This window comes from Brevundimonas sp. M20 (genome assembly GCF_006547065.1).
Taxonomy (GTDB): Bacteria; Pseudomonadota; Alphaproteobacteria; order Caulobacterales; family Caulobacteraceae; genus Brevundimonas.
Genome location: NZ_CP041243.1, coordinates 1,548,454 through 1,566,263 on the forward strand (window position 1 = coordinate 1,548,454; position 17,810 = coordinate 1,566,263).

Here is a 17,810-nt window from a genome sequence, read left to right on the forward strand (position 1 = left end):
CCGGGCTTTCCGATGGGGCGACGAGTCGGTCTAGTCTGACCGTGCGCTGTTCGGGCGCCAGCATACGGGACGGCGCGGGCATGAGCGAGACCAGCATGGACACGGTGACGCGGCCGGCCGACCGGTTGACCCCGATCCTGTTCGCCGTGGCCATCTTCGTTTCGGCCTCGCTGGTCTTCGTGGTCCAGCCGATGGTGACCAAGCTGGTTCTGCCCATGCTCGGCGGATCGCCGTCGGTGTGGAACACTTCGATGGTCTTCTTCCAGACCGCGCTGCTCGCCGGATATGGTTATGCTCACGGCCTGCAGCGGATCGGCTCGATCAGGCTCCAGGTGGCGATCCATCTGACCCTTTTGCTGGCCGCGGCCCTGTTCCTCCCCCTGCACATCAACGGCTGGTTGGGAGACCCCAACCCGTCCGCGCCGATCGGCTGGCTGCTGGCCACGCTGACGCTTTCGGTGGGGGCGCCGTTCGCCATCCTGTCCGCCACCGCCCCCCTGCTTCAGGCCTGGTACGCCCGCGTCCGGGCCGGGCATTCGGACGGCAAGAACCCCTACGTCCTTTACGCCGCCTCGAACCTCGGCAGCTTCCTGGCCCTGCTGTCCTATCCGATCCTGATCGAGCCGCTCTCGACCCTGTCCGGCCAGCGCTGGAGCTGGACCGGCGGCTACGGCGTCTTCGTCCTGCTGGTGGCGGCGCTGGCTTTGGTGGTCTGGAGTCGCCGTCTGGATCGCGCCGCCGAGCCCGCGCCTCTGGAAAAGAGCGCCCCGATCCCCTGGAAGGAAAAGGGCCTGCTGGTCCTGCTCGCCGCCGCGCCGTCCAGCCTAATGCTGGGGGTGACCACCCACCTGTCCACCGACGTCGCCTCGGCGCCCTTCCTGTGGGTGATCCCGTTGGCGCTCTACCTGCTGACCTTCGTCATCGCCTTCCAGAACAGGCCGTGGATACCGCTGCCGATCACCCTGGTCATCCAGGCGGGTGCAGGGGCGGTCGGCGTTCTGCTGGTCGCCTTCCGGTCGGGGGACTGGGGGTTGGCTTTCGCGATCAATCTGGTCGCCTTCTTCTTCGCGACCCTGATGTGTCACCAGCTGCTGGCTGCGCGTCGACCCGCGCCGGACCGGCTGACCGAGTTCTATCTGCTGATGTCGTTCGGCGGCGTGGTCGGGGGCGCCTTCACGGCTCTTGTGGCGCCGGTGATCTTCGACATGGTGTGGGAGTACCCGCTGGTGCTGGTGCTGGTCGGCCTTCTGCGGCCGTGGGGAAGGGGGCGGATCGACGGCCAGTATGTCGGCGCCATGGTCGGCGCCGCCGTCGTGGCGCTGATCCCCGTGCTGCTCTCTGTCTGGCTGAACTCAAACGACGCGGCGCGCGGGTTCTTCTACGACACCTTCCCGCTCAACATGTCGCAACTGACGATGGTGATCCTTGTGCCGGCGGTGGTCTGCGCCTTTCTGGCGCGGGATCGGGCGGTCGTCTTCACCGCCATCCTGGTGATGATCGCCCTGTCGTCCCAGTGGATCACCCGCGGCTATGACTGGAGTTATTCGGAGCGCAGCTTCTTCGGCGTGATGCGGGTGGCGAATGTGCCCGATCAGGGCATGGGCGGCGACGTCCATGTGTTGATGCACGGCACGACCCTGCATGGCGCGCAGGCTCAACAGGGCCAGAATGTCTGCGCCCCGACCCTGTACTACAACGTCAACACCCCCATCGGTCAGTCCGCGCTGATGGTGCGCGGGCGCGGGCCGATGAATATCGGCGTCGTCGGTCAGGGCTCCGGCGCCATGGCGACCTACAAACGTCCGCAGGACACCCTGACCTTCTTCGAGATCGATCCGATGGTGGACCGGCTGTCGCGTGATCCACGCTGGTTCAGCTACATCTCGGCCTGCGCGGAGGGGCCGGTGAAGACCGTGCTGGGCGACGCCCGCCTGACGCTCAATCACCAACGGGCGGGCAGCTATGATCTGCTGATCATCGACGCCTTCTCGTCGGACGCCGTCCCGACCCACCTGCTGACGGTCGAGGCGATCCGCGGGTATCTGCGGTTGCTCAAGCCGAACGGGGTGGTGCTGCTGCACCTGTCGAACCGGAACCTTGAGATCACCCTGCCGACCGTCGCGGCGGCGCAGGATCTCGGCGTTCCGGCCCTGCACCAGCTCTACATCGAAAGCGGGGACATGCCGACGATGGCCGAGGCCTCGACCGAGGCCCTGATCATCTCGCCGACCGAAGCGGGGCTGGCTGACTTCCGCCGGGACGCGCGCTGGAAGCAGCCCGCCGAGACCTCCGTTCGCGCCTGGACTGACGACTATGTGAACCTGCTCGGGGCGATCTGGCGCAGCCGCTTCCCGCCGCCGGAGCGCCCGTACTAGAGCGCGGCCGGCAGCTCCACCGTCGCCACGGCCTGGGCCGCCAGACCTTCGCCTCGACCGGTGAACCCCAGTCCTTCGGAGGTCGTGGCCTTCACGCTGACGGCGTCCAGCGGGATGTCGAGGATTGCGGCCAGCCGTTCGCGCATCGCCTGACGGTGCGGCTTCACCTTGGGCCGCTCGCAGATCAGGGTCACGTCCACATTCGAGATGCGACCGCCGCGCGCGGTGACCAGACCGACCGCGTGTTTCAGAAACAGGTCCGACGGCGCGCCCTTCCAGGTGTCGTCGGTGGGCGGGAAGTGATCGCCGATGTCGCCTTCGCCGATCGCGCCCAGAATGGCGTCGGTCAGGGCGTGCAGTCCGGCGTCGGCGTCGGAGTGGCCGATCAGGGTCTGGTCGTGCGGGATTTCCAGTCCGCACAGCCACACCGACTGGCCCGGGCCCCAGCGATGCACGTCATAGCCCTGACCGATGCGGACGGTGCGGGGGATCAGGGCCTCGGCCATGGCGAAATCCTCGGGATAGGTCAGCTTCATCAGGCGGGCGTCGCCCTCGACGATCTTCACACGCCCGCCCGCGCGTTCCACAACGGTCGCCTCATCGGTGGCGGCTTCGTCCGAAGGCCATGCGGCCCAGGCGTCGGTCAGGGTCTTCAGGCGGAAGGTCTGTGGGGTCTGGGCCCGCCACAGGGCCTCGCGCTCCACCGAACCGGCGACGATCCCGTCCACGGCGCGGCGCAGGCTGTCGGCGACCGGCAGGGCGGGCAGGACGCCGTCCGCCTCTTTCAGGGCCTCGATACAACGCGCGATCACGGCGGGAGACAGGAAGGGGCGCGCCGCATCGTGCACCAGCACGGGGCGATCCTCGGGGCCGCCCAGCGCGGCCAGCCCGGCCTTCACCGAGTCGGCGCGCGCGGCCCCTCCGGTGACGGTCCGCCAGCCGGCCAGGCCGCTCAATGCGGCTGCCGCTTCGGCTTCCGCGCCGGTGGAAATCACCACGACGACGTCCTGTGCGCCCGCCTTCAGCAGGGCTTCGACAGACCAGCGGATCACCGGCTTGCCGCCCAGCAGACGCCATTGCTTGACGCCGCCCGAGCGGGTTCCGGAGCCTGCTGCGACGACGACGGCGGCGAAGGCGGGGAGGGAAGAGGTCATGTCCGGCCTTCTAATCGCCGCCGTCATGCTTGACGAGAGCGGTTCGAACCGCCTCAAGGAGCCGATGAGCGCAGGCCTTCAGATTGGTGACGTGTGGGTGCCCGGACGGGTGCTGACCGCGCCCATGACCGGGATCACCGATCTCCCGTTCCGTCTGCTCGCCTCGCGGCTGGGCGCGGCCTATGTCGCGACCGAGATGGTCGCCGCCGCCGAACTGGCCCGGGCCCGTCCGGATGTCGTGCGCCGCGCCGCCGTCGGCGAAGGCCTGCCCCTGACGGTGATCCAGCTCGTCGGTCGCGATCCTGACGCCATGGGCGAAGGCGCGCGCATGGCCGAAAAGGCCGGAGCCGACATCGTCGATCTCAATTTCGGCTGCCCGGCCAAGGAAGTGACCGGCGCCGCCTGCGGCTCGGCTCTGATGCGGACGCCCGATCTGGCCTGCCGTCTGATCGAGGCTGCGGTGAACGCGACCTCGCGCCCCGTGACGGTGAAGATGCGTCTCGGCTGGGACGACGCCAGCCGCAATGCGCCCCTGATCGCCCGTCGCGCCGAGGAAATCGGCGTGAAGGCCGTCACCGTCCATGGCCGCACGCGCCAGCAGTTCTATACGGGCAAGGCCGACTGGACCGCCGTGGCGGACGTGAAGGCCGCTGTCTCAATCCCCGTCGTCGTGAACGGCGACATCCTGACCGCTGACGACGCCCGCGAGGCTTTGCGCCAGTCAGGCGCTGACGCCCTGATGCTCGGGCGCGGCGTCTACGGCCGCCCGTGGCTGGCGGCCCATCTGGAGCGGGCGCTGGCCGACGGGACCGTGCTGCAGGAGCCGGATCGTGAGGAACGGCTGGCCATCGTCATCGAACACCTACGTGGGTCGGTCGCCTTCTACGGCCTGCCGCTGGGGCTGAAGATGTTCCGCAAACATCTCGGCTGGTACGTCGAACAGGCGCCCTGGCCGGCCGATCCGCTGGACCGTCGGGCCGCCAAGAGCCGCCTCTGTCGGCTGGACAGTCCGGAGGAGGTGGAGGCGGCGCTCACGGAGCTGTGGTCAGTCGTGACGCATTCCTGCAACTCTGCTGTTGATATCGAGCCACAGCTGGTCAACTCTGACGCGGCATGACGGACACACCCGCCGCCGACGTCGAACCCGAACCGACCGCCCCGCGCGGTCCGGCGCGCTGGTTCGCAGGCTGGTCGGAAACACGCCGTCGCAACGTCTTCCTCATCGCCTTCGCCCTGGCCCTGATCACCAACATCGGCGCGATCTGGCTGGTCGCCGTCGCGCCGGACGTGGGCGGGGAGGGCGCGCGCGCCTCTGTCAGCCAGCTGATGTTGCTGATCCTGATCGCCAATCTGGTCCTGATCGGCGGTCTGGCGGCGGTGGTCGGTCGACGCGCCTTCAGTCTGGTCCGGCGCAGACGTGGTGATGCCGGCGCGCGTCTGCACCTGCGCTTCGTGGTTCTGTTCTCGTCCGTGGCCCTGGTTCCCGCCATCCTGATCGCCCTGGTGTTCGGCGTGCTGGTCAATCGGGGCGTGGACCAGTGGTTCAGCGACAATGTGCAGGCGGCGGTCGACAATGGCGCGGCCATCGGCCTGGCCTATACCAGCGACGTCTCGCAGGAGATCGACGCCGACATCTCCGTGATCTCCGAACAGCTGGAGGGCATCCGCCCCCTGTTCGGCAATCGCATCCAGTTCTCCGACGCCCTCAGTCAGGTCGGCCAGCTGTTCGGCTACCCCGCCGTCTACATCCTCGATGAGAACGGCGAGGTGCTGGCCAGCGGGGAAGGGCCAAACGCCCCGCCCTATGTCGCCCCCTCCCGGGACGCGCTGGAAGAGGCCCAGGGTCAGGAAGCGCCTTCGGTCCAGCAACTGACCGAGGGGCCGGACGCCATTCGCGGCCTGCGCGCCTTCCCGGCCTATGGCGACGCCTACCTCTATCTGGTCCGTCCCCTGCAGCCCGGTCTGATCGGTCAGGTGGCCTCGGCCCGCGAGTCCATCGTCGCCTACAAGGAGGCGCAGGACAGTCGCGCCCGCATCCAGGCCGTGTTCACCCTCAGCTATCTGGAGACCGCGCTTCTGGTGCTGGTCGGCGCCGTCTGGCTGGGCATGTCGGCGGCCAACTCCATTTCGGCGCCGATCGGGCGTCTCGTCGTGGCGGCGGATCGTGTCGCGGGCGGCGATCTGGCCGCTCGGGTTGATGCGGGAGACGGCCCGGGCGAGATCCGCACCCTGTCCGACGCCTTCAACCGCATGACCGGCGACCTTGAGGCCCAGCAGGCCGCCCTGCGCGCCGCCAGCGAGGAGGCCACCGGCCGCTCCCGCTTCATCGAGACCGTGCTGTCCGGCGTCTCGGCCGGCGTCATAGGCGTGGATCGCCAGCGGCGCGTCTCGGCCATCAACGACAGCGCCGTCGACCTTCTCGGCATTTTCGGAGAAGGCGTCATCGGGCGTCTTCTGGGCGAAGTCTCGCCCGAACTCAGCGAACTGGCCCGCCGCGCCGAGGCCCATATCGAGGAAGAGATCGACGTCAGCACCGACGGAGAGACCCGCCGCCTGCGCGTCCGGATCGAGGGCGGCGTCGGCGGTGAGATGGTCCTGACCTTCGACGACATCACCCGTCTGGTCACCGCCCAGCGCAACGCCGCCTGGCGCGACGTGGCCCGCCGCATCGCCCACGAGATCAAGAACCCTCTCACCCCCATCCAGCTTTCGGCCGAGCGCCTGCGCCGCCGCTATCGCAAGATGGTCGAGGAGGATGTCGAGGTCTTCGACCGCTGCACCGAGACCATCATCCGTCAGGTCGGCGACATCGGCCGGATGGTGGACGAGTTCTCGTCCTTCGCCCGCATGCCCGCCCCCCGCTTCACCGCCGCCAACCCGGCGGAGCTGTTGCGCGAGGCGGTCTTCGCCCAGCGGGTTGCCGCGCCGGACATCGATATTGATCTGGTCGAGCCCCTGCCCAGGGTCACCATCCACGCCGACCGCCAGATGGTCGGTCAGGCCCTGACCAACATTCTCAAGAACGCGGGCGAGGCCGTGGCGGCCCGGCGCGAGGCCAACCCGAAGAGCGATGAAGGCGTCGGCATCTCGGCCCGCCTGTCGGTCGAGGACGCCATTGTCACCTTCGTCATCGAGGATGACGGTCCGGGTCTGCCGGCCAGGGATCGGGACCGCCTTACCGAACCCTATGTGACCACGCGCGAGAAGGGTACGGGCCTCGGCCTGGCCATCGTCAAGCGCATCTGCGAGGAGCACGGCGGCGAGCTGAAGCTGGCCGATGCCGAGACCCTGTCCGGCGCCCGTGTGTGTCTGATCTTCCCCCTGAAATCCCCAGTGAAGGCTCCGGGGCCGAAGGACGCGAAAGCGTCCGGCGGCGTGATCCCGGCGGCCGAATAAGCGAGGCGATATGCGTTCCACCGGAGCTGACATTCTGGTCGTCGACGACGAGGCGGACATCCGTGAGCTTGTCTCGGGCCTGCTCGAGGATGAGGGGCACGCCGTCCGCGTCGCCTCCAATTCGGACGAGGCCATGGCCGCCATCCGCGCGCGCCGTCCCTCGCTGGCCCTGCTCGATATCTGGATGCAGGGCGGGGGCCTCGACGGGCTGGAGCTGCTGGACGTCATCAAGGAACTCGACCCCGACCTGCCGGTGGTCATGATCTCGGGCCACGGCAATATCGAAACCGCCGTCAGCGCGCTTCAGCGCGGCGCCTATGACTTCATCGAAAAGCCGTTCAAGTCGGATAGGCTGGTGGTCGTGGTTCAGCGCGCGCTCGAGGCCTCGGCCCTGATGCGCGAGAACCGCCGCCTGCGCGCCCAGGTGGCGGTGCCGACGGGCCTGATCGGCAAGTCCGCCGCCGCCCAGACCCTGCGCAGCACCATCGCCAAGGTCGCCCCGGCCAACAGCCGCGTCCTGATCTCGGGCCCGCCCGGCTCGGGCAAGGAGCTTGTGGCCCGCCAGATCCATGACGCCAGCGCCCGCGCGCGCGGCGAGTTCGTCGCCATCGCCGCCGCCGGCATGACCCCCGAACGCCTCGACGTCGAACTGTTCGGTGAAGAGGGCGTCGATGGTCGCCCGCGCAAGATCGGCGTGTTCGAGCGCGCCCACGGCGGCACCCTGTATCTGGACGACGTCGGCGACATGCCGCGCGAAAGCCAGAGCCGCATCCTGCGTGTGCTGGTCGAACAGCGCTTCCGTCGCGTCGGGGGCGAGCAGGACGTGCAGGTCGATGTCCGCGTCATCACCTCCACCTCGCGCGACCTCAAGCAGGAGATCGCCGAGGGCCGCTTCCGCGAGGACCTGTTCCATCGCCTGAATGTCGTGCCGATCCGCGTCCCGGCCCTGTCCGAGCGCCGTGAGGACATTCAGGAACTGGTCGACTACTTCATCGAAAGCCTGTCGTCCTCGCAGGGCCTGCCGCGTCGCCGTCTGGGCGATGACGCCATCGCCGTGCTGCAGGTCCATCCCTGGCCCGGCAACGTCCGCCAGCTGCGCAACAACGTCGAGCGGCTGCTGATCCTCGCCACCGGAGACGTGAACGATCCAATCGGCGCCGACGCCCTGCCGCAGGAGGCGACCCACGCCGGGTCGAACACCGCCCTCGGCGCCGAACGCATCATCGCCCTGCCGCTGCGCGAGGCGCGCGAGGTGTTCGAGCGCGAATATCTGGCCGCCCAGATCATGCGGTTCGGCGGAAACATCTCGCGCACCGCCGCCTTCATCGGCATGGAGCGTTCGGCGCTCCACCGCAAACTGAAGTCGCTGGGGGTCTCGCCGTCGCGTGGCGGCGAGGAAGAGGAAGAAGGACCCGTCGAGGAATGAGCCGCGTCGCCTACGTCAACGGCCAGTACGTCCCCCACGGACAGGCCAGCGTCCACATCGAGGACCGGGGCTTCCAGTTCGCCGACGGCGTCTATGAGGTCTGGTCGGTCTTCGACGGCCGCATGGCCGACTTTGACGGCCACATGACCCGCCTGCATCGCAGCCTCGGCGAACTGCGTATCGACATTCCCATGTCGCGCGAAGCCCTGACCGCCGTGCTCAAGGAGACCATCCGGCGCAACCGGGTCCGTAACGGCATCGTCTATCTGCAGGTCACGCGCGGCACGTCGCGCCGCGACCACCCGTTCCCGCCCGAGGGCACCCCGCCCAGCGTGGTCATCACCTCCAGGTCGATCAATCCGATGAAGACCGACGCCACCGCCGCCAATGGCGTGGCCGTGGTCACGACGCCGGACATCCGCTGGGGCCGTTGCGACATCAAGACGGTCGGCCTGCTGGCCAACGTCCTCGCCAAGCAGCACGCGAAGGACCGCGGCGCCTATGAGGCGTGGATGGTCGACGACATGGGGCTGGTGACCGAGGGCTCCTCGACCAATGCCTGGATCATCGACGAGAACGGCAAGCTGCGGACCCGCGACACCCAGGCCAACATCCTGCGCGGCTGCACCCGCACGACCCTGCTCGACATCCTCAAGGAAGAGGGCATCGAGCTGGAGGAGCGCGCCTTCACCGTCGAGGAAGCCCAGCGTGCGAAGGAAGCCTTCTTCACCGCCGCCGGCGCCTTCGTCATGCCCGCGATCTCCATCGACGGCGTGAAGATCGGCGACGGCAAGCCAGGCCCGGTCGCGACGCGTTTGCGTCAACTCTACATCGAACGCGGCACGCGCGACGCGGTGTAGCCGCGACGCTTCTGAAGCGCGGACCGGGAGGTCCGCGCTCCATCGGCTTGTCCGGTCCGGCGCTGTTCGGGATGACGGTGGCCCGCTCTGCGAACAATCAATAGGCGACGATGGGGCATTCACGGTTGCGACCCTCGTCCGGGCCGTTAAGGTGGGCGAACCGGCGCCGACCGGTCCCGCGCCGCTCCTCCGGCCGGAGAACAATCAAGAACGGGAACTACCCGCCATGTCGCAAGACAAGCGTCAAAACCTTCAGGACACCTTCCTCAACTCGGTTCGCAAGACCAAGACGCCGCTGACCATCTTCCTGGTCAACGGGGTCAAGCTGCAGGGCATCGTCACCTGGTTCGACAACTTCTGTGTGCTGCTGCGCCGCGATGGCCAGTCCCAGCTGGTCTACAAGCACGCCATCTCGACCATCATGCCCTCGGCCCCGGTCCAGCTGTACGAGCCGGACGCCGACGAGGACTGATTTCGGCTTTTAGTGGCGAGTGACGAGTGGCGAGCGCGTTTCCGAAGGGATGCGCCTTATGACGCTCGTCACTACATAGTGTGAGAGCAGGCCTGAACTCGCCACTCGTCACTCACCACTCACCACTCCGAGACCCGATCTGACCACCAAACTCATCGACCATTCCGTGCCGCTCATCCGTGCGGTCGTCATCCATCCTGACGGACGTTCCGACAGCCCCCGGCTGGCGGAGGAGCGTTTGCAGGAAGCCGTGGGTCTGGCCGCCGCGCTGGACCTCGACGTGCGCGCCGAGGAAATCGTGCGCGTGCGCAAGACCACGCCCGCCACCCTGTTCGGCTCGGGCAAGGTCGAGGAACTGGCCGCCCTCGTGCGCGCCGCCGAGGCGGAGGCTGTCGTCGTCGACGACCAGCTGACCCCCGTCCAGCAACGCAATCTGGAGAAGGCGTGGGAGTGCAAGGTCATCGACCGCACCGGCCTGATCCTTGAAATCTTCGGTCGTCGCGCCCGCACCAAGGAAGGCCGTCTGCAGGTGGAACTGGCGCGGCTCGACTATGAGCGCTCGCGTCTGGTCCGCACCTGGACCCACCTTGAACGCCAGCGCGGCGGCACCGGCTCGACCGGCGGTCCGGGTGAAACCCAGATCGAAATCGACCGCCGCCTGATCGCCGACCGCATCGTCCGCCTGAAGGCCGAGCTGGAGGAGGTGCGCCGCACGCGCGGCCTGCACCGCAAGGCCCGCCAGAAGGTCCCGTTCCCGACCGTCGCTCTGGTCGGCTACACCAACGCGGGCAAGTCGACCCTGTTTAACCGGCTGACGGGCTCGGAGGTCTTCGCCAAGGACCTGCTGTTCGCGACGCTGGACACGACCCAGCGCACCATCCGTCTGCCGCAGGGTCGCCCGGCGATCGTGGCCGATACGGTCGGCTTCATCTCCGACCTGCCGCACGAACTGGTCGAGAGCTTCCGCGCCACGCTGGAAGAGGTGGGCGAGGCCGACCTGATCCTGCACGTCCGCGACATCGCCAGCCCCGACACCGAGGCGCAGGCCGGGGACGTCGAGACGGTGCTGGACCAGATCCCGGCCATCGAAGGCAAGACCCGCAAGATTCTCGAGGTCTGGAACAAGATCGACCTGCTGGATGAAGACGCCCGCGAGGCCACCCTCGGCCACGCCGAACGCCTGCGGGGGCAGGGCAAGGCCGTGGCGGTCTCGGCCTGGACCGGGGAGGGGATCGATCTCCTGCGCGAGACGATCGCCGGTCTGATCGACGACGATCCCGAAAGCGACTTCACCCTCGAACCGCATCAGGGCGAGGCGCTGGCCTGGCTCTATGCCAACGGCCGGGTCACGGGCCGCGAAACGGACGACGAGGGGCGCACCCACGTCACCGTCCGCCTGCACCCGGCGGCGCTGGGACGGTACGAGCGGCAGTTCAGCTGACGATACGTCCGTTTTTGCCGCATCGCCGTGCCATACTGCGACACAGAATGATTCCGGCAGGGAAGCAGAACGAACAGTGCAATCGCAAGTCTTTGAAATAACAGGGACAAGCCTGCACGAATTACACTCTTCACACCCGGTTTTTTCGCGCGTGCTTGAGGCGGTGCGGTGCATCTGATCGAAACCACACTTCTGCTGCTTCTGGCCGTGGTGGTGTCGGGGTCTATCGCCCGCATCACCCGCATCGCCCTGCCGCTGGTCCAGATCGGGCTGGGGGCCGGCATCGTTCTGGTCACCGGCCAGACGGTGGACCTCGAGCCGGACATTTTCTTCCTGCTCTTCCTGCCGCCACTGCTGTTCCTCGACGGCTGGCGCATCCCCAAGGAGGCGCTGGTCCGCGACCGGGCCGTCATTCTCGAACTGGCGCTGGGGCTGGTGATCTTCACCGTTGTCGGTCTGGGCTTCCTGCTCTGGTGGATGATCCCCGAGATGCCGTTGGCGGTGGCTTTCGCACTGGCCGCCATCCTGTCGCCGACCGATCCCATCGCGGTGCAGGCCATCGCCGCCCGCGCGCCGATCCCCAAACGTCTGATGCACATCCTCGAAGGCGAGTCCCTGCTCAACGACGCCACCGGCCTGACCGCCATGCGGCTGGCCATCGTCGCCGCCTCGACCGGGACCTTCGTCCTGACGCAGGCGATCGGCAGCTTCATGTGGCTGGCCCTGGCCGGGGTCGCGGCAGGCGTCGGCGTCACCCTGGTCATCAGCACCGTCAAGGGCTGGATCAGCCGCCGCTGGGGTGAAGACGTCGGCGCCCAGATCCTCATCAGCCTGCTGATCCCGTTTGCGGCCTATCTGGTGGCCGAGGAACTCCACGCCTCCGGCATCCTCGCCGCCGTCGCGGCGGGCGTGACCATGAGCTTCACCGAGCGGGGCGGGGCGCGGGGCCAGTCGCTGGCCATGACTCGCATCCGCCGCGCCGTGGTCTGGGATACGGTCCAGTTCGTCGCCAACGGCATGATCTTCGTCATCCTCGGCGAACAGATGCCGTCGATCCTGTCCCGCTCGGCCGAGATCGTGGCCGGGACCAGCCGCCCCGAGGTCTGGTGGCTGGCGGTCTATGTCGCCGCCACCTTCGCGGCGCTGGCGGCGCTCCGCTTCATCTGGGTGTGGACCTCCCTGCGCCTGACCCTGTTCCGCAGACGCCGGTCGGGGCCGCCGCCCAAGGTCGGCCTGCGCCTGACCGCCGTCATGTCGCTGGCCGGTGTGCGCGGGGCGATCACGCTGGCCGGTATCCTGACCGTCCCCTTCGCGCTGGACGACGGCACGCCCATGCCGGCCCGCACCCTGGCGATCTTCCTGGCCGCCTCGGTCATCATCGTCTCGCTGGTCGTCGCGACCATCGCCCTGCCGAAGCTGCTGAAGGGCGTCGAACTGCCGCCCGAGCCTTCACACCAGCGCGAGGAGGACCATGGCCGGGTCACCGCTGCGCAGGCGGCCCTGATCGCCATTGAAGACGCCTCCCACGACATGGCCGAGGGCAAGTCCAATCCCGATCTCTACAGCGATGTCGCCAGCCGTCTGATGGAGTTCTACCGTCACCGCATCGAGAGCCGGACCCGCACCGACGACGACGACGTCGAACTGGCCCGCCTCGGCGACGAGGTGGAGCGGCGCCTGCGCATCGTCGGCCTGAACGCCGAACGGGAAGAACTCCGCCGACTCGCCCGCAGCCGCGAGATCGACGAGGTCACGGCCAGGAAACTGATCCGCGAGATCGACCTGCAGGAGCTAAGATATAGCTAAGCTTCGAAGGGCCTCAGGGGCGTATCAGCCCGCAGGTAGAGCGGGTGCTTAGGGCTGCCGTCGCCATTGGTCCCGAGGCACCACAGGGGAATGCCGTCCTCGCGCAGGGCCTCGATCAGGGCCTTGCCCGCCGGGGCCAGCGCCTTGTTCAGCTTGCCGTGGCACAGGACCACCAGCCCGGCCCCCGCCGCCGCCTTGCGGATGGCGGGCAGGTTGTCGGGCGAGGAGGCCTCGACCCCCGGGGCCAGCAGCATCTTGGGGTCGGTCGCCCGGTAGTCGCCGACGTTGGCCTTGACCATGGCGTCGAAGCCCTCGCGCTGGGCGAAGGTCCATTCGCGGGCGCAGGTGGGGTCGTTGACCGTGGCGTCCGCCGTCGAGGGGTTCATGCCGATGAACAGGATGTAGCGATCCGGGAACACCGGCCCCAGCCAGCGTCGCATCAGCTGGCGATACCGCCCGTCGGCGCTGAAGATCGCGTCGCCGTTGACGCCGGGCATCAGGGCCAGCCGGACCTTGCCGCCCGGGTCGTGCTTGTCCGCGGTCATGCCCGCTCCGCGACCTTGGCCGCGTCCCACAGGCCGTCCATCTCGGCGAGGTCCGATTGCTCAGGCGTTTTGCCCGCCTTGGCCAGCTCCGCCTCGATGAAGCCAAAGCGGCGCACGAACTTGGCGTTCGACCCCCGCAAGGCGTCCTCGGGCTCGACCCCCAGCTTGCGGGCCAGGTTGGCGACAACGAACAGCAGGTCGCCGATCTCGCCCTTCGCCTTGTCCAGATCGCCCGCGGCGATCTCGGCCCGCAGTTCGGCGACTTCCTCATGGAGCTTGTCGAAGACCTCATCGGTCGAGGGCCAGTCGAAGCCGACGCGGGCCGCCCGCTTGGTCAGCTTGGCGGCGCGGGCGAGGGCGGGCAGGCCGACGGGCACGTCGTCAAGCACCCCGTGCTGGGCCTTGGCCTTTCGCTCGGCGGCCTTGATGTCCTCCCAGCGGGCCTTCTGGGCCACGCCGTCCGCCTTGGCCGCCTCATCGCCGAAGACATGCGGATGGCGGCGCTCCAGCTTGTCGGCGATGGCGTTGGCCACGTCGTCGAAGACGAACAGCCCCTGCTCTTCGGCCATGCGGGCGTGGAAAACCACCTGGAACAGCAGGTCGCCCAGCTCGGACTTCAACTCGGTCCAGTCCTTGCGCTCGATGGCGTCGGCGACCTCATAGGCCTCCTCGAGCGTATAGGGGGCGATGGTCTCGAAGGTCTGCTCGAGGTCCCACGGGCAGCCGCCCACGGGGGCGCGCAGGCGGGCCATGATGGCGTTCAGGCGGTCGATAGGGGTGGTCATCAGTTCAGGCTTGCTCAGGTCGTCGGATTGGCGTCGCGGGCTTCAAGCGCCTTGCGGATCTCGTCATGGCGGGCGGGGGTGAGGGGATAGTTCTTCAGCACCAGCGCCGCCGCCGCCAGCAGCAGCCCGGGCAGCAGGATGAAGAGCACCTGCAGGGCGATCAGCGAGAACTCGCTATTGCCCCCCGTCGGCGGGATGGCCTTGAAGCCCACCCATTGCAGGATCAGGTAGGGGATGAGGGCGACCACATGGCCGATCTTGGTGGTGGCGGACAGGATGGAGAACATCAGACCCGTCCGGTCAACGCCGGTCTCCAGCCGCACCTCGTCGCCCACGTCCGCCATCATGGCGCGCAGCAGGAACAGCCCCGCCGCATAGGGCAGGCCCGCGAGGAACATCACGACCGCCGTCAGGGCGAAATTGCCGCCGGGCACAAGCGTCGCGCCGATATAGAGGGCCGCGAAGGCCAGGCTGGCGATGGCCAGCGCCTTGTCCTTGCCGACCCGCGTCGCCAGCCATGCCCAGAACGGCGCGCCGACCAGTCCGGCGACGAAGTACAGCAGCATGAACAGCGAGGCCTCGGTGTGCCCGTAGCCCTTGATCTGGCCGAAGAAGAAGAACAGCAGCGAGCCGGTGATGCCCGGTGCGACACCAAGCAGGACGTCGGCGAACAGCAGCTTGCGGACCGCCTTGCGTTTGAACAGGCTCAGGTAGGCGCCCGGTCCTCCATGCGGCGCGGCTCCCGTATTGACCGGCTCGGGCACCACCAGAAGCGCCAGCCCCATGGTGACCGGCAGGAAGATCAGGATCGCCCAGCCCATGATCCGCACGCCGTCGGCGTAATCGCCGATCCTGAGCTGGATCACCACCGTGGGCAGAATCAGGATGGCGATCACCCCGATGATGTTGAACACCTGCCACCAGCCGTAGACCCGGCTGCGCTGGTCGTACTCCGGCGCCAGCACCGAGGCCCAGCCGAGCTGTCCGAGGGTGGCGATCGAGAAGCCGAGGTACAGCACCAACAGCCAGCCGAAGAGATAGCCCGCACCCGCGCCCGGCTGGACCATCACGAACATCATCAGGGCGGCCAGCATCAGGATCGGCGTCGAGGCGACCATCCACGGACGATAGCGGCCGAACCGGGTCTTCGTCCGGTCCATCGCCCAGCCGATGAAGGGGTCGAAGGTGATGTCGATCAGGCGCACGGCCATGAACATCGTCGCGACCACGCCCAGCTCCAGCTTGACGAAGGTCGCATAGAACTCCGGCAGGGTGACGGGCAGGGCCACGCCGAACGCCGCCAGCGGCAGGCAGACGGTCGAGAAGGCGGCCAGCACGGCATTGGAGCGCCGCTGCGGCGTGGTGGTTTGGGCGGCGACGGTCATGGACGGGTCCGGAGCAACGGTCCCGAGTCGACCGTCTCGCCCACCATGCCGCCTTTGCCGCCCGCGCGCGAGCGCTCCGACAGGCCTTGCGGCGAACACAGTCTCCGGGCCACCATCGCCTCATGATCCGGGGCGTATTCCTGTCGAAGCTGATGGCCTGCGTCGCGCTCGCGACGGGGCTCGGCATGGCTGAAGCCGCGTCCGCGCAGACCCGTGGCGGCGAAGCCTGTGACGTGGATGCGGTTGACTGGGCCGCGCCGGCCTTCGCCAACGGCATATCCTTCCAGCGAATGGAATGGGCCCCGTTCAGCGCGCGGGAGTTCGGATGGGAGACCTATCTGCCGCTGATCCAGAAGGAGCTCGCCACCGACTGCGCGCCGACCTCGCCGCGCTTCGCCCGCGTGCTGGCCGAGTTCCAGTACAGTCACGGCCTGCCCGCCACCGGCTGGTTCGACGTGGCGACGTTCCAGGTCTTCCGGGGTGTCTGGCAGGAACGGCGGCCTTTCATCATGGCACGGGTCAATCAGCAGCCGTGTCCGGATCCGCCACCGCTGTACCAGCTGGGCTACCTCGTTGAGTCTGAGGAACACGCCGACCGACTGACCCGCCTGCTGCGTCGTGATGTGCTGGAGGCCTATCGCGAGTTGGTCGCCGCCGCTCGCGCGGAAGTGCCCGAGGTGGCCGCCAATCCCGAGTTGCTGCAGATATTCTCCGGCTTCCGCGACCCCGAGGCCGACGCCGCCCGCTGCGCCCAGCAGGGCAATTGCGACGGCCTGCGTCGCGCCGCCTGTTCCCCGCATCGCACCGGTACTGCGGTAGATCTCTACGTCGGCCAGATCGAGGGGCTGGGCGTCGACAACACCTCGGCGGTCAGCCGCCTGCACATGACCCGGACCGAGACCTACCGGTGGCTGGTGAAGAACGCCGGGCGTTTCGGCTTCGTACCCTATGTTTACGAGCCTTGGCATTGGGAGTGGGTCAGTCCGACCGGCGGCTATGTCGGGCCGCCTCCACCGACCTGATGCGCCCGTTGACGCCCGGCGAGATCGAACTGGCCCGCGAGGCGTTCGGGGAGACGCTGGACTATCCGCCGATCCGCTTCCTGCCGTCGCCCTGGCCTTTTGATCGCGCCTTCGTGCCGGGTCGCTGGTTCGGGCGGGACTGGATCGTCTGGCCCAAGGCGACCTTGGTGGCCGATCTGTCGACAGCGCCGCTGAAGCTTCAGTCGACCTTCATCCATGAGCTCACTCATGTGTGGCAGGCCCAGCGAGGCGTGAACCTGCTGACCGCCAAGCTGCGGGCGGGCGACAGCGACGCCAGCTATGCCTATCCCCTTGCCGACGACTGTGACTGGGACCATCTCAACATCGAACAGCAGGCCATGGTGATCGAGCACCGGTTCCGTCTGTCGCATGGGTTGGGCGCGCCCGCGGACAAGGCCTTCTACGACCGGGTTTGTCCCATTCATCACCACTGAATTTGCTTCAGCCTCTTGCGCGGGCGCCCGCATCATCCGAAATAAGCACTGCAACTGTTGCTTATGTCTTTCAGGAGATGGCCGATGGCCCGCGTTCTGGTTCTCTATCATTCGACCTATGGCCATATCGAAACCATGGCTGAAGCCGTCGCTGAAGGCGCGGGCTCGGTCGAAGGCGTGACTGTCGATATCAAGCGCGTGCCGGAAACCGTGCCGGAAGAACTGGCCAAGGCCTCGCACTACAAGCTCGACCAGAAGGCTCCGATCGCCAGGATCGACGACCTGAAGGACTATGACGCAATCATCATCGGCGCCGGCACCCGTTTCGGTTCGGCCGCGTCGCAGATGCGGGCCTTTCTGGATCAGGCCGGCGGGCTCTGGTTCACCGGCGCGCTGATCGGGAAGGTGGGCGGCGCTTTCACCGCCAGCGCCACCCAGCACGGCGGTCAGGAAACGACCTTCCAGGGCCTGCACAACTTCTTCATGCACCACGGCATGCCGGTGGTGGGTCTGCCCTATTCCTATCAGGCCATGATGACGCTGGACTCGGTCGAGGGCGGGTCTCCCTACGGCGCCACCACGATCACCGCCGGCGACGGTTCGCGTCAGCCGAGCGAGATTGAACTGGGCGGCGCCCGGTTCCAGGGCAAGCACATTGCCGAACTGGCGAAGAAGCTGCACGGGTAAG

General features: G+C 67.8%; 15 protein-coding genes. 11 read left to right on the forward strand and 4 right to left on the reverse strand.

Annotated elements, in window-relative coordinates; all coding sequences use genetic code 11:
• The first annotated feature begins 80 nt into the window (after window positions 1-80).
• The gene (locus FKQ52_RS07350) at window positions 81-2,375 is read left to right on the forward strand and encodes a spermidine synthase (RefSeq protein WP_141626579.1); all 2,295 of its coding nucleotides are present in this window, start codon (window positions 81-83) and stop codon (window positions 2,373-2,375) included.
• Here FKQ52_RS07350 and FKQ52_RS07355 read toward each other — a convergent pair.
• A complete protein-coding gene (locus FKQ52_RS07355) occupies window positions 2,372-3,529 on the reverse strand; it encodes a bifunctional 2-C-methyl-D-erythritol 4-phosphate cytidylyltransferase/2-C-methyl-D-erythritol 2,4-cyclodiphosphate synthase (RefSeq protein ID WP_141626580.1) in 1,158 nt (385 codons plus the stop codon). The genes FKQ52_RS07350 and FKQ52_RS07355 overlap by 4 nt on opposite strands.
• Window positions 3,530-3,593: 64 nt before the next feature.
• On the opposite strand from FKQ52_RS07355, the gene dusB reads away from it, so the two are divergent.
• From dusB to FKQ52_RS07390, 7 genes are all read left to right on the forward strand, one after another.
• Complete coding sequence (gene dusB, locus FKQ52_RS07360) at window positions 3,594-4,646, forward strand: tRNA dihydrouridine synthase DusB (protein WP_141628278.1); 1,053 nt, start codon at window positions 3,594-3,596, stop codon at window positions 4,644-4,646.
• Window positions 4,643-6,925 carry a PAS domain-containing sensor histidine kinase gene (locus FKQ52_RS07365; protein ID WP_141626581.1) on the forward strand — a complete coding sequence of 761 codons (2,283 nt, stop codon included), beginning with the start codon at window positions 4,643-4,645 and terminating at the stop codon, window positions 6,923-6,925. Before dusB ends, FKQ52_RS07365 begins: the two co-directional genes overlap by 4 nt.
• Before the next feature lie 10 nt (window positions 6,926-6,935).
• A complete protein-coding gene (locus FKQ52_RS07370; RefSeq protein ID WP_141626582.1) occupies window positions 6,936-8,351 on the forward strand; it encodes a sigma-54 dependent transcriptional regulator in 1,416 nt (471 codons plus the stop codon).
• Window positions 8,348-9,211 carry a D-amino-acid transaminase gene (locus tag FKQ52_RS07375; protein ID WP_141626583.1) on the forward strand — a complete coding sequence of 288 codons (864 nt, stop codon included), beginning with the start codon at window positions 8,348-8,350 and terminating at the stop codon, window positions 9,209-9,211. Before FKQ52_RS07370 ends, FKQ52_RS07375 begins: the two co-directional genes overlap by 4 nt.
• 226 nt (window positions 9,212-9,437) lie before the next feature.
• Window positions 9,438-9,683 (forward strand): RNA chaperone Hfq, encoded by a 246-nt coding sequence (gene hfq, locus FKQ52_RS07380; RefSeq protein WP_131249128.1) that lies wholly within the window; start codon window positions 9,438-9,440, stop codon window positions 9,681-9,683.
• Window positions 9,684-9,822: 139 nt separating this feature from the next.
• Window positions 9,823-11,124, forward strand: a complete 1,302-nt coding sequence (hflX, locus tag FKQ52_RS07385; protein WP_141626584.1) for a GTPase HflX — start codon at window positions 9,823-9,825, stop codon at window positions 11,122-11,124.
• A 168-nt stretch (window positions 11,125-11,292) separates the two neighbouring features.
• Entirely contained in the window at window positions 11,293-12,930 is a 1,638-nt protein-coding gene (locus FKQ52_RS07390; RefSeq protein ID WP_141626585.1) for a Na+/H+ antiporter, read from the forward strand.
• Here FKQ52_RS07390 and FKQ52_RS07395 read toward each other — a convergent pair.
• From FKQ52_RS07395 to FKQ52_RS07405, 3 genes are read right to left on the reverse strand one after another with little or no spacing between them, the layout of a single operon-like run.
• On the reverse strand, window positions 12,927-13,475 hold the full coding sequence (locus FKQ52_RS07395; protein ID WP_141626586.1) for a DUF1643 domain-containing protein: 549 nt from the start codon (window positions 13,473-13,475) through the stop codon (window positions 12,927-12,929). The two genes, FKQ52_RS07390 and FKQ52_RS07395, sit on opposite strands and share 4 nt — an antisense overlap.
• Window positions 13,472-14,260: a nucleoside triphosphate pyrophosphohydrolase gene (gene mazG, locus FKQ52_RS07400; RefSeq protein WP_141626587.1), complete on the reverse strand. Its 789-nt coding sequence runs from the start codon at window positions 14,258-14,260 to the stop codon at window positions 13,472-13,474. Before mazG ends, FKQ52_RS07395 begins: the two co-directional genes overlap by 4 nt.
• Window positions 14,261-14,274: 14 nt before the next feature.
• Window positions 14,275-15,645 (reverse strand): MFS transporter, encoded by a 1,371-nt coding sequence (locus FKQ52_RS07405; RefSeq protein WP_141626588.1) that lies wholly within the window; start codon window positions 15,643-15,645, stop codon window positions 14,275-14,277.
• 122 nt (window positions 15,646-15,767) lie between these two features.
• Between FKQ52_RS07405 and FKQ52_RS07410 the strand changes: the two genes are divergently transcribed.
• From FKQ52_RS07410 to wrbA, 3 genes are all read left to right on the forward strand, one after another.
• Window positions 15,768-16,667 (forward strand): D-alanyl-D-alanine carboxypeptidase family protein, encoded by a 900-nt coding sequence (locus FKQ52_RS07410; RefSeq protein ID WP_240811773.1) that lies wholly within the window; start codon window positions 15,768-15,770, stop codon window positions 16,665-16,667.
• Entirely contained in the window at window positions 16,667-17,122 is a 456-nt protein-coding gene (locus tag FKQ52_RS07415) for a hypothetical protein (protein WP_141626589.1), read from the forward strand. The genes FKQ52_RS07410 and FKQ52_RS07415 overlap by 1 nt, the downstream gene beginning before the upstream one ends.
• An 84-nt stretch (window positions 17,123-17,206) precedes the next feature.
• Entirely contained in the window at window positions 17,207-17,809 is a 603-nt protein-coding gene (gene wrbA / locus FKQ52_RS07420) for an NAD(P)H:quinone oxidoreductase (RefSeq protein ID WP_141626590.1), read from the forward strand.
• Window position 17,810 lies beyond the last annotated feature (1 nt).